Here is a 12,148-nt window from a genome sequence, read left to right on the forward strand (position 1 = left end):
CTGACGAGCGAGACTGGTGCTCTGTGAGCAAAGGAGGTGTTTTTTTCCCCTCAGCCCCTGGAGTCTATCCTTGTGTCTGGTGGAGGTTGCCCGTTGGTCGACCTCTCATCCAATCCACCTTTTGCCTGTACTACCTAATGATAGGCTGTCTCTGACCATGTTGTCCGGCCAAGTCTAGCGGTACACAGTCGTACCGATCTTACAAGCTAGAGGTGCCGATGAACATCGCAACATTCTTCCGATCTGCGCGCCGCCTTGCCATTGTCCTGCTGGCGCTCAGCGCCAGCGGCGTGGCGGCTCTGCTCCTTCTGATGGTGCCATCCGCTGCCTATGCCCAGCTGCATGGAGAGGCTCCGACTAATCGGAGTTTGATCCGTGGGCACATGGTCCCGCTGCTAAGGAATCACAAGCCACTCCACAGTGAGAATGCCAATCGCACCCTTCAGCTTTCGATCGCGCTCAAGCTACGCAACGAAGCCCAACTCGATGCCCTGCTTGCGGCCCAGAATGACCCGCAGTCCCCGCTTTACCACCACTACCTGACGCCGCAGCAGTTCACCGAGCAGTTTGGGCCAACGCCCGAGACTGTCAACCGCGTGGTGACCTACCTGCGGTCTCAGGGTTTGCGCGTCAACGGTGTCTCGCCCAACCGTACGCTGATCAGCGCCAGCGGTAGTGTCTCCCAGATTGAGCAGGCCTTTGCCATCACGCTAGCTGATTATCAGGTGGGCAATCGCACCGTCTACGCCCCGACCAGCGAGCCATCTGTGCCGGCGCAGCTAGGCGGCCTGATTCTCAACATTGCTGGCCTTGATAACGTTGCCCTCTATCATCCCCTGGGCCTGCAGCGTCTCAGCAGCAGTCAGGTGCCTCACACCGGTCCTGGCGGTGGCTACACGCCGAGCGAGCTGCGCACCGCTTATGACATGAACTCGCTCATCAACGGGGGAAGCAACGGGAGTGGCCAGACCGTAGCCATCTTTGAGCTGGACGGTTACCGGGCCTCTGATGTCAACGCCTACCTGAGCTATTATGGCCTCGGATCAGCGAAATATTCCAATGTGCTGGTCGACGGGGCGACCAACACCGCCGGCTCGGGGGCGATCGAGGTCGAGCTGGATATGGAAGTCGTCTCGGCGATCGCGCCTGGAGCGAACCAGAAAATCTATATTGGACCCAACACGAACACTGGGGTCAACGACACCTATAACCGCATTGTGACCGACAATCTGGCTAAGGTTGTCAGCATCAGCTGGGGCGAGTGTGAAGCGGCGGCGGGAACCTCAGAACTGGCCACGCTTGACAACATCTTCAAGCAGGGGGCGGCCCAGGGCCAGGCTTTCTTCGCGGCCTCCGGCGACTCGGGTGCCTACGACTGTGATAACAGCAGTCTGGCCGTGGACTCGCCCGCCGATGATCCCTATGTAGTGGGCGTTGGTGGTACGCATCTAGTCACCGGAAGTGGGGGCACCTACAGCAGTGAGTCGGCCTGGTCGAATCCTAACGACACGCAGCGCAGCCCATATGGCTCAGGCGGCGGTGGTGGCATCAGCTCCTACTTCGCCCGTCCTTCCTATCAGACCGGCCCGAATCTGACCAATGCCAATCGAATGGTGCCGGATGTCTCGGCTGACGCTGATCCTGCCACGGGCTACTCAGTCTACTGCACGGTCACTGCGGCAGGCTGCTCCAGCTCCGGCTGGCTGACTGTCGGCGGCACGAGCGCAGCAGCTCCCCTCTGGGCCGGTGTGGCGGCTGATGTCAACCAGTACCTGACCTCGCAGGGCAAAGCCACCCTCGGCTCGGCCAGTGCTACCATCTATCGCCTCTACAATACAGCACAGACCTATAGCGCCTACCACGATATCACCAGCGGTAATAACCTCTACTACTCGGCCACCACGGGCTACGATCTGGCCACGGGTATCGGCTCGCCCGACGTCTGGAACTTTGCCCGTGATGTCGCTGGCACCTCCGGCGGCGGTGGCGGTGGTGGTGGTGGCGGTGGCACCACCACGCAGCTGTTGAGCAATCCCGGCTTCGAGAACGGCAGCACCCCCTGGCAGGAATCTTCCTCCGGAGGCTATGAGATCGTCGACCCTACGAATCCCCATACGGGCAGCTACAGCGCCTACCTCTGCGGCTATAACGGCTGTAATGATCAGATCTGGCAGACGGTCACCCTCCCCAGCACCACGACCAAGGTAGTTCTGAGCTACTGGCTCTACATCAGCACACAGGAGTCGGGCAGTACCTGCTACGACTACTTCTACGCGCGCATTCGTACCTCCAGTGGCTCGACGATCACGACCGTGCAAACCAGGTGTAATGCCAATGCCTCGGGCTGGACGCAGTACACTTTTGATCTGACTTCAGCGCTGAGCAGCTACTACGGGCAACAGATTCAGGTCTACTTCCAGGGGACGACCGATTCGTCACTGGTCACCAACTTCTTTGTCGACGACGTTGCCTTGAACGATACCCATTCCTAAGCGAGCCTCCTGATCGGTAGTGGTGGCTCATCACGAGCCTGCCTCCAATCCATTCGGCGAGGGCGGAGCAATGGCGCTCCGCCCTCGTTTCATGGCTGGACTGGTGGGTGTAGCCGATGATGATCGCTGTGGGCCATCTATCTCTGCTCTGGCCTTGGAACGGCCAACTATACTGGCTGTAGTTCATCTAGCTGGTGCGCCGCTGCTGGGCGATCAGCAGGCCCAGTAACGCAGGCCATAGCTACTATCACACACCCATCCCTGAAGCCAGGAGGCATGGCAATGTCGCATCTTCAGAGCAGAGGCCGGCAATGGCTGCCAGCCATTCTCTTCTCGCTCACGCTCTCGGTCCTCCTCCAGCCGCTACTGTCGCCGGGCGCAGGAGCAACAGCTCTGGTGGAGAGTCAGTCGTCTGCCGTCCACCTCTCCTCTCTTCCGGTGACTGCTGCACCCGGTCCCGGGGTCAAGGGGGTTCAGATCTTTGTCGAGCCGCAAGCTGGCGAGCAGGTTATTCTGCAGGCTATCTCTGAGGCTCAGCGCTCGCTGGCTGTTGAGATCTACCTGCTCACCGACCGCAGCGTCATTCAGGCCCTGGAGAGAGCAGCCAGGCGAGGCCTGACGGTCCGCGTGATGCTAGAGCCTCATCCCTACGGTGGTGGCTCTCCCGATGGAACCATGCAGCAACTGCGCGCTGCTGGCGTTGAGGCGCGCTATGCCAATCCGGCTTTCCCGCTTACCCATGCGAAACTGATGATTGTGGATGGAGAACGCGCTTATATCATGACCGGCAACTTCACGCGGGCGGCCCTGGGAGGGAATCGCAGTGTTGCCAACCGCGAGTATGGCATTATCGATCCCTGGCCCAAGGACGTGAGCAACCTGGAGGCGCTCTTTGAGGCCGATTGGCAGCGCGCGGCCAGCGCCTCCCTGATCGACGATGCCAACCTCGTTATTAGCCCGGGCAACGCGCGGACCTCTTTGCAAGGACTGATTGGTGAGGCGCAACAGACATTGCTTGTTGAAGAAGAAGAGATGCGGGATCAGCAGATCGAAGCTGCTCTGGTCGCGGCGGAGCGGAGGGGTGTGAGGGTGCAAGTTGTTTTGCCGGCCCCGCGCGGAGGAAATGATCCCAATGCCGAGGGCATTGCCACGCTGCTGCAGGGCGGAGTAGCGGTACGCGAGGATGACCAGCTCTATATGCATGCCAAAATGCTCGTTGTAGACGGGCGAGAGGCCTTTGTCGGCTCGGAAAACTGCTCGCCGCCGGGTCTAGAAAGCAATCGCGAGGTGGGCATCCTGGTGGCCGATGGAAAGGTGCTGGCGACCTTACAGACGACCTTTCAGGCCGACTGGGGTGCATCGCAGGTTGTCTCAGAGAGCGCCTAGAGAGCGGCTAACGTTGGGATGTGTCTGGCTGCCTCGACTCAGCTCTGCTTTGCTCAGTGAAGGTGGCCAGCCAGCCGGCCACCTCTCACATCGTCCGGGGCGCCCAAGGAAGGACCGGCTGCTGCCACGCCAGTAACTGACCCAATCTTTCCTTGCGGACGCGGGCCGGCCAGGGGCTGTACCAGGGATTGAGGCCAGGCGGCAAGCCTGGGCGAAAAACGAGGCAGGACAGAGGTCGACTCCTTCTGTCCTGCCTTCTGAGTTCTGCTGTGAGCGGATCAACCAGCTGCGTAGGATAGCTCGTTCCTGCCTGCTGTGGAGGTTGAGGGACTGCTAGTGACGGGCGGAGCCAGGCGGCGCCAGGAAGCGCTAGAGCAAATGCCGGCTGCCGCCAAAGAGACAGAGCCTCAGCCAGACAGCGAGAAAGGCGGGAGCGTTAGCTACCAGCGGCGCCCACCGCGGCGCTCACGCCCGCGTCCGTGGCCTCCCTCGTAGCTGCCCGAGTAGCTATAGCTCCGGCTTTCATCGCGACGCCCGCCACGGGAGGAGCGAACCTCCTGGTAACAATCGCTGCAGTAGACGGGGCGATCCTCGCGGGGGAGGAAAGGAACGGTCGTTTGTCGTCCACAGTTGGAGCAGACAGCCTCGTACTGCTCCCGAGAGGAACGGGGCGAAGACTGACTTCGGGAGCCGTTGCGGCGGGCGGCGCGGCAGTCAGGGCAGCGCGCCGGGGGATTGGTTAGCCCCTTGCTGGCGAAGAAGGCCTGCTCGCCGGCAGAGAAGACAAAGTCCTGACCACAATCACGGCAGGTAAGAACACGATCCTGGTAATCCTCGTAAGACATCATGGGTAAAAAAACCTCTTCTGTACTCTGTGTTCGCTCCTCTGAACACACTGGGCTGAATGAACCGACTGTTACGGTCCGGCTGCAGTTATTATTCGCCTGGTTCCCGCCAGAAGGTCTGCCTGTGGTGATCTTTTATGGGGAAGTCCTGAGCGGCAGGTGAGGAGCACCTGAACTGCTACTGAAGGATTGTTAGATCCCCGATCACACTCACATTATACCACGCCCATCCTAAAATACAATCAGCCAGGACGTTAACTTTTCGTGAATTTCGAGATTGGCCTGGTGGTGCTCAGGCACGCAAGGCTAGCCTGGACGGACTTGCACCCCCTGAATGGATAGAACAACAGGTTTCCTCCCTACTCTGCTCTCGATTGATCAACCGTTCTGTAGGCGCGCCGGTGGTCAAGCCGATTCCATGCTCCTCCCTTATCAGCGCCATCAGGCCCGGCATCTGCTGGCATGCGCTCCTGCGCTCGCGTTGCCAAAGGGCGGGACGGCTCTCTTTACACGTTCAAGTTGCGGTTCCTTTACAGGAAAATTTTCCCTGGTACTGCTTTCCTGAAAAAACGAGGGGGGAGGTTAAGATTTCTTAACTCTGTGCCGGTACTTTTTTATTAGCTTCGAATTGATAGATACATATAGATCATATCACCTGCTCTATGCTTGTATAGGGCTAGCTGAACAGGAACCAGACTGTGTCGTAGTGCTCTCTGCCGACTCGGGGTGGGGTTGTGAAAGGTGGGAGGCAAGTAGGAGGCAAGTAGTTAGACAGGGGGCGGCGGAGGGCGCTGCAGTGAAGGTTCTCGTTGTTCTTACCTTTTGTGTATTTAGCTACCAGGTGTCTCGTATGACACTGGCGATATCCGCTGAGGGGCGGCATCATCTTGTGGAAAGGAAAGGTAACCAGCTACTATGTCCCGGAAGCAAGCACCGTTATCGATGTACGAGGGATCACGGAGAGCACGTCGCCGCTGGCCGATTCTGGTGGGGGTAAGCATTCCCTTGCTCCTGCTGCTGATTGCGGCGGGAGTTGTGGTACTGCCACACCTGACCTCGCGGGCGGCTGACGACAATACCGATTGTTCGCTCATCGTGCCGCCTAATCCACTGAGCGCCCAAGGGCTGGCGACGCCCTACCAACTGGTTGCCACCAATCCCGCCAATGGGCCATGTCATGAAGCCAACCCGGCGCAGGCGGCCTTTGTCCAGGGGGCCATTCTGGACCCCCGTACTGGTCAGATCTCTATCTATAATCCTCTTGTTGTCGACCAGGGCACGCAGCCGGCGGTCCAGCCGACCCCGCCCAAGCTGCCACAGGGGGCAGTGGTTGCGCTCTGGTTCGGCTTCAATGGCAACAATCTGACCCTGGTTGATAACAACGGCAGCCTGAGACAGGGGCGCTGCGTCAACGGAGTCAACGGCAGTATCTTTAGCCAGTTTGCTTACTGTAACGCCCCGGCCTTCTTCGCCGCTGCCAATTATGCGATCCGCAGTGGGCGGCTGAAGGTTCCTCCGATCGGTACAGCCAAAGACGGCCAGCCCTGTCCGACGACGCGCGATTTCAGCCTGGTCGATCAGGATCAGAGTGACAATGTGGTGACTGAGTATTTGGTGACCGCTGATGGGCGCATTGCTCAGATGACTGCCGCCAATGCGGCGGCCCTGCAGGGAGCGCAGGTGCAAACCAACGGCAGTGATGAGCGGCTGCTATCGATTGGCCTTGACAGCGCTCTCGGTTGCACCCCCTGGATGGCGCCCGATCTGGCTGATCCTGGCCATACGGTTGCTGCTTTGCCGCTCAACGAGCTGCAGGCGGCCCTCTATCAGAAACAACCTGTGGCTCTGGTGCCCGCCGGCGATCCGATGGTGCTTAACAACGGTCAGCCCGATCTGCGCAAGCTGAATGCCTATCGCGTTGGGGTGGACCAGCCTCCTGTGGGTTCACTCAATCAGGCCAGCACGGCTACCTACTGTCAGAATCTGATCAATGTGGCGCCGGCGCGCCTGAAACTGGATCAGCAATTTACCCAGGCCAGTCCTTCGCCCGATGCAGGAGCGGCCAATTCGCTCTTCACCTTCCTGGCCCAGCGCTTTGTGACTACCTATCAGGAGCTGAACTGTCAGGCGCTGATTAACCTGCCCGATCCGATTACGGTGACGACCGATGCCAATGGCGTGGCGGTGGATGCCACCATTAATGTCCCCAATGGGGGCGGCAATGGTGGGGATAACGGCAACGGCAATGGCCAGGGAACGACCGTGAATTGCTCGGTCAATGGTCGCGTCATTCAGGGCTGCTCTGGCACGGTGACGATCAATGGCGCTCCGTGTACGTTGATGCTGGATCAGGCCAACCATCAGGTGGTCATCCAGTGTACGCGCCGGGGCACGGTCCAGCCGCAGTAGAGTCAGGTGGCGCTGTGGCTCAAGGCAGATTTCGCCAGCCATAGTGGGCAGACCGCCTTTGGGGGTGGGTGCCAAGCCAGCAGTCAGCTATGTAGATAGCCAGCGCTGGTCTGGTGGCCTTGGGCTGGAACGTAAGCAGATTTCTTACTCCTTTCACTGGTTTCTCGGCGGTCTGCCTCCCTCTCCATTGCCGGAGTAGAAGTTTACTCACACCTGCTGTGAGCCTTCTGCTCCGGCTACCCTGTGTTTCCCCTCTCTTCTCTCATCACTATCTCGCCTGGCGTCTCTCAGGCTTGCTTCCCTCAAGCGAGCTACCTGCCAAAGAGTTGACAAAACGTTTGGTCTCTTGCGCCCTGACGCCTGGACGTGTTAAGCTTAGAACAAAAGTTAAAGGCTTTATACTGGACTCTCGCCAGCTAGTGGTGGGAGGAGCGATGGCTATGGCTCCTGCTGAGAGTGCTGTCGGCAATAGTCCGGCGGCCTTGCTCTGCTCGCAAGAGCAAGAAGATGCGTACCTCTTTGGCTGGAATCCAACGCCAGGTATCGTTTCGGTCTGGGCGAATCGCCAGGGTGAGGCGGTGGTCTGGCGTCGCGAAGGCGAGCGCGTCCACTGTTCGCATGAGCGTTTCTGGCCGTGGGTGTTGGCGACCTCTCTGACGGACCTGACCGCCGTGGGTGGGCATCTGTGCCGGGTCGCAGTTCTACCTCCACCGCCGTCGGAGGCGTCACCAGGGCTGATCTACTATCGCGAGCTGGATGGGCCGGAGGGAACGTATCGTTTCCTGCTATTCTGCGCTGATCAGAGCCGTCTGGAGCGCATGCTGCTGCGGGGTGCGGCGCGTCGTCTGGGGCGAAGGCTGGCGTCGCTTGCTGAGCTGGAGGATTACTACGCGGTCGGGCCGGTGGAGCAGTATTTGATGCAGACAGGCCAGGTCTATTTTCGTGATCTGGCCTATGAACATCTCCATCGCTTACAGTTTGATTTGGAGACCACGGCGCTTGATCCTCATCGAGGGCGCATTTTCCTGGCGGCAGTGCGCGATAGTCGCGGCCTGGCGACAACGCTAGAGGCGCCGCGTGAGGAGGATGAGCCTCGCCTGATTCGCGATCTGTGCGACTTGATCTGCCAGCGCGATCCTGATGTGATTGAGAATCATAATCTGTTTGGCTTTGATCTGCCGTTCTTGGAGGAGCGGGCGCGGGCGCTGGGAGTATCTCTGATGCTTGGGCGCCAGGGCGCGCCAGAGGCGGCGCGCCGGCTGCGTCGCTATCAGGAGACGCTGGCGATCGGGCCGGAGGCGCGTCGGCGCCTGCGCTATAGTGTGGCGGGCCGTGAGCTGGTTGATACGCTCGATGCTGTGCGTCGCCATGATTTTGTAGTGCGCGATATGCCGAGCTATGCCTTGAAAGATGTGGCGCGCTATTTCGGTATTGCCTCGGCGGAGCGCACCTATATTGCGGGGATGGATATTGTAGAGACCTATCGGCGTGATCCTGAGCGGGTGCGTCGCTATGCGTTGGATGATGTGGAGGAGGTGGATGGTCTGTCGCGTCGCCTACTGGGGGCCCCTTTCGCCTTGGCAAGTATGGCGCCACGCCGCTACGAGCGCCTGGTCTCGGCGGGGCCGGCGATGGGCGTACTGGAGCCAATTCTGGTGCGCAGCTACCTGCGCGCCGGGGCAGCACTGCCGCGTCCTTCAGGGCAGGAGGTCGAAAGTGATGGCCTGTACGAGGGGGGAGCGGTGCATCTCTTTGCCACGGGTGTGGCTGAGCATGTGGTCAAGGCGGATGTGGCTTCGCTCTATCCTTCGCTGATGCGCACCTTCGCTATCGGTCCGCGCTGCGATCGCCTGGGGGTGCTTCTGAGTATCCTGGGGCGTCTGACAGATCTGCGCTTGCAGCATAAGGAGGCGGCCCGTCAGGCTCCGCCAGGCTCGATCGAGGCCAATCATCATGCCGCGACTCAGGCGGCGATGAAGATTCTGATCAATGCGGCCTACGGCTATATGGGGGCGGGCAAGATGGCGCTCTTCGCCGATGCTCAGGCCGCAGCTGAGGTGACGCGCCGTGGGCGGGCGATTCTGGACCAGGTGGTGGAAGCGTTGCGAACGCGCGGGCTGGCTTTGATTGAGGCCGATACCGATGGCGTCTATTTCGCGGTTCCGCCCGAGTGGAGTGAGGAGCAAGAGCGGGCCTTGGTGACCGAGATCGGGGCAGGCTTACCGTCGGGCATTCGCCTGGAGTACGAGGGACGCTATCGGGCGATGTTCAGCCACGAGGTGAAGAATTATGCCCTGCTGACCTACGATGGCCGCTTGATTGTCCACGGGGTGGCCCTCCGCTCTAGCCGCGCGGAGCCGTTCGGTGAGCGCTTCTTGCGGCGTGCTCTGCTGGCAACGATGCTGGGGAAGGTCCATGAGGTGCGGACCGCCTATCTGGAGACAGTCGAGGCGCTGCGCGCGCGGGCGCTGCCGGCGGCAGATGTGGCAACCCAGGTGCGCTTGACGAAGACGCCTGAGACCTATTTTGCTTCACGCCAGTCTCATCAGGAGCCGGCCTATGAGGCGCTGATCAAGGCGGGCCGGCGCCATTGGTTTCCGGGCGAGCGCGTACGCTTCTACCGGACCACTGAGAAGCAGTATGTCTGGCTGCCCGATGAGAACACGGAGGAGGTGCCCGCCGGTCAGGAATGGCTGGCGCTGGCGCCGACCTCGGCTGAGGGGGAGACGCCGCTGACGACAATGGAGCGCGTGCGCCAGAGCAGTAAGGAACTGGCTGAGCGCCGCGACTACGATGTTGAGTACTATATCCGCTTGCTGACCAGCTCCTACGCCGCGCGCCTGCGTAAGGCGTTTGCGCCCGAGGATTTCGAAGCGCTCTTTCGTGAGGACCGTCAGCTCTCTCTGTTCGCCGAGACGAAGCCGCTGGAGCAGATTCAGCCGCGCTGGATTCGCTGTCAGCTGCCACGGCCTGACTGAGCAGAAGCTGAGGGGGCTGATGAGACACGGCAAGAAACAGACGGCATCTCGCTCAGACTGGGGCCGTCCTGACCTGGCGGCGGTGAAAGTTCGCTCCTGACAGGGCCTCGCCTGTGGCTCCGCCCTGCCCAGGCTGGCTTGCCAACGAGCTGACAGGCGAGGCGATCTATACTGGCCTACTGAGATACCTGGCTGCGAGCTTGCTCTAGATGCTCCAGCAGTTCCTGACGGAAGGCGCGCACGATGACCAGGTCGCCATAGCCGGAACGCTCGATCTCGCTCAGCAGCTCATAGCCTTTGGCGAGGCGGTGAGGCGATTGCCAGCCGGTGACAGCCTGCAGGAAGGCTCGAGCTTCTTCGAGGCTGGCTTCAACTTCGCGCAGCCGCAGAAGGGCCTGGGCCCGGTAAAGATGGAGACGGTAATCAAGCCAGAGGTTCCTGTCAAGGGAGATTTGTCGGCGTAGTTCTTCGTATCTCTCCAGCACTTTCTGCGGCTGGTTGGTGTAGAGGTAGCCGCGGCAGCGCAGGAGGAAGATGCCGCTGAGCTTGTGAAAGACGAAGTCTGTCCCGTCACCGTAGGCACCTTTGAGCGGCTCAGCCAGGGCAATGGCGTGCTCGATGGTACGCTCGAAGCGCAACGCGTCCCCAGCGATGGCGTACATCTGACTGAGGTAGGCGCTGGTGAAGGCCGCTAGCGGTCTGCTGATCTTGAGGGCGAGGTCGCGCGCCTCCTCCAGTGCATTGATGGCCTCGCTGCGGCGCCCGATACGCTTAAGCTCTACACCTAGCTTTTGCAGGGCATGGGCTGTCAGCACCGGGTCCTCAGCCTGCCGCGCAGCAGTAAGCATCTCTTCAAAGCTGCTGCGGGCGCGATCATAGCGACGATGCTCATAGTGCATGAGTCCAACAAGGCTGTAGTACTCGATGACTAGCTTCTGCAGACGACGCTCGAGACGCAAGGGTGGAGGCAGCTCGCTGCGACTGGCCTCTAGAAAGCGCCCGAGACGCTGCACTTGCTGCTCTACTTCCGTGAGGGGAGCCAGGCGCCTCATGGCCAACGTCTGACTGAGCAGGGCCTCGGCTACAGAGAGGCTCTCTTCAAAAAGATGGTTTTTGGTAGGAAGGGAGTCCTGGGGATTGAAGGGATCATAGGAGGAGAGTCCGAATTCCCACGGGGGGATCTCCAGCAGCTCGCAGAGACGACGGAGGGTGTTCGGGTCGGCAATGCGTTTCTTGCCATATTCAATGGCCTGCACATAGCGCCAGTCGACGCCTACTCCTCCGCGAGCCCGCGGCCAGCGTTCCGCCAGTTCTTGCTGCGTCAGGCCACGTCGCTCGCGATAGTGCCTGATGGTTTTGCCGTAATGGTAGCCACCCGCGCTCATGCCGGTCTCCTTTCTTCTCTTCTGCTCGCTTGACCAGATAACAGGTTCGTTGTTCCCCAGGGGCCTTCTCCGTACTAACTAGTCTGTTTGTATGCAAAGATGTAAAGGGATTCTATGCTTCTGTATAGAAGCCATCGCATGCTCCGATGAGGATTGTAGCATAGTTGGCGATGATAGAAAAGTTATGCTTTCTGTGGGCATCTTGTGTAACAGGAGGCAAAATGATGTATGAGAGCGAGATCGCACGGCTCAGAAAGCGCCTGGAGGACGAGTATGAGGCCGCTCGTCGCGGCCTGACGGGCCTGGCTGCAGGGGCAGCCCAGCATCGCTTTATTACAGCCCGTATTCGCAACATGGAGCGCTGCCACAAGCGCCTGGCCCAACTGGTTGGCGAGGAGCGTGCGACGGCGATCGCTCTGGAGGTCTGGCGGACCAGATAAAACCCCCAGGGCTGACCCCTGCTGAGAAGTCCCCGCCTCACTGCTCTCGCTGTCCATTCCTCTATTTCACCGATTCCATGATTATTGCCAGGTCTCGCGGTGCTGATCAACAGAGGGATCACCTGCTTCAGATGGCTCGCCATCAGGGGACAGGAAAGAGGACGGGCGCTGTCGGGGCGGTGATCCCCGCTCATTTCCGGGCATCTCCAGCGG

General features: G+C 60.2%; 7 protein-coding genes. 5 read left to right on the top strand and 2 right to left on the bottom strand.

What is annotated here, in order from left to right:
• Window positions 1-218 precede the first annotated feature (218 nt).
• Together KTAU_RS17550 and KTAU_RS17555 are read left to right on the top strand one after the other, a co-directional pair.
• A complete protein-coding gene (locus KTAU_RS17550) occupies window positions 219-2,492 on the top strand; it encodes a protease pro-enzyme activation domain-containing protein (protein WP_228026519.1) in 2,274 nt (757 codons plus the stop codon).
• A 282-nt stretch (window positions 2,493-2,774) separates the two neighbouring features.
• Window positions 2,775-3,878 (top strand): phospholipase D-like domain-containing protein, encoded by a 1,104-nt coding sequence (locus KTAU_RS17555; RefSeq protein ID WP_170293403.1) that lies wholly within the window; start codon window positions 2,775-2,777, stop codon window positions 3,876-3,878.
• A 440-nt stretch (window positions 3,879-4,318) separates the two neighbouring features.
• Here KTAU_RS17555 and KTAU_RS17560 read toward each other — a convergent pair whose 3' ends face one another.
• The gene (locus tag KTAU_RS17560) at window positions 4,319-4,726 is read right to left on the bottom strand and encodes a zinc-ribbon domain containing protein (RefSeq protein WP_223258369.1); all 408 of its coding nucleotides are present in this window, start codon (window positions 4,724-4,726) and stop codon (window positions 4,319-4,321) included.
• A 912-nt stretch (window positions 4,727-5,638) separates the two neighbouring features.
• Here KTAU_RS17560 and KTAU_RS17565 point away from each other — a divergent pair.
• Together KTAU_RS17565 and KTAU_RS17570 are read left to right on the top strand one after the other, a co-directional pair.
• Window positions 5,639-7,132 (top strand): hypothetical protein, encoded by a 1,494-nt coding sequence (locus tag KTAU_RS17565; RefSeq protein ID WP_174844075.1) that lies wholly within the window; start codon window positions 5,639-5,641, stop codon window positions 7,130-7,132.
• 440 nt (window positions 7,133-7,572) lie between these two features.
• Complete coding sequence (locus KTAU_RS17570; protein WP_151729597.1) at window positions 7,573-10,110, top strand: DNA polymerase domain-containing protein; 2,538 nt, start codon at window positions 7,573-7,575, stop codon at window positions 10,108-10,110.
• 176 nt (window positions 10,111-10,286) lie between these two features.
• On the opposite strand, the gene KTAU_RS17575 is transcribed toward KTAU_RS17570, so the two are convergent.
• On the bottom strand, window positions 10,287-11,495 hold the full coding sequence (locus KTAU_RS17575; RefSeq protein WP_151729598.1) for a helix-turn-helix transcriptional regulator: 1,209 nt from the start codon (window positions 11,493-11,495) through the stop codon (window positions 10,287-10,289).
• A gap of 221 nt (window positions 11,496-11,716) precedes the next feature.
• On the opposite strand from KTAU_RS17575, the gene KTAU_RS17580 reads away from it, so the two are divergent.
• Window positions 11,717-11,935 carry a hypothetical protein gene (locus KTAU_RS17580; protein WP_151729599.1) on the top strand — a complete coding sequence of 73 codons (219 nt, stop codon included), beginning with the start codon at window positions 11,717-11,719 and terminating at the stop codon, window positions 11,933-11,935.
• Window positions 11,936-12,148 lie beyond the last annotated feature (213 nt).

Origin of the sequence: Thermogemmatispora aurantia (assembly GCF_008974285.1) — a bacterium.
Classification (GTDB): Bacteria; Chloroflexota; Ktedonobacteria; order Ktedonobacterales; family Ktedonobacteraceae; genus Thermogemmatispora; species Thermogemmatispora aurantia.

Bases quoted from the DNA above. Each gene is read 5' to 3' on its own strand.
- KTAU_RS17550 (WP_228026519.1), top strand. From the start codon at position 219: ATGAACATCGCAACATTCTTCCGATCTGCGCGCCGCCTTGCCATTGTC.
- KTAU_RS17555 (WP_170293403.1), top strand. From the start codon at position 2,775: ATGTCGCATCTTCAGAGCAGAGGCCGGCAATGGCTGCCAGCCATTCTC.
- KTAU_RS17560 (WP_223258369.1), bottom strand. From the start codon at position 4,726: ATGATGTCTTACGAGGATTACCAGGATCGTGTTCTTACCTGCCGTGAT.
- KTAU_RS17565 (WP_174844075.1), top strand. From the start codon at position 5,639: ATGTCCCGGAAGCAAGCACCGTTATCGATGTACGAGGGATCACGGAGA.
- KTAU_RS17570 (WP_151729597.1), top strand. From the start codon at position 7,573: ATGGCTCCTGCTGAGAGTGCTGTCGGCAATAGTCCGGCGGCCTTGCTC.
- KTAU_RS17575 (WP_151729598.1), bottom strand. From the start codon at position 11,495: ATGAGCGCGGGTGGCTACCATTACGGCAAAACCATCAGGCACTATCGC.
- KTAU_RS17580 (WP_151729599.1), top strand. From the start codon at position 11,717: ATGATGTATGAGAGCGAGATCGCACGGCTCAGAAAGCGCCTGGAGGAC.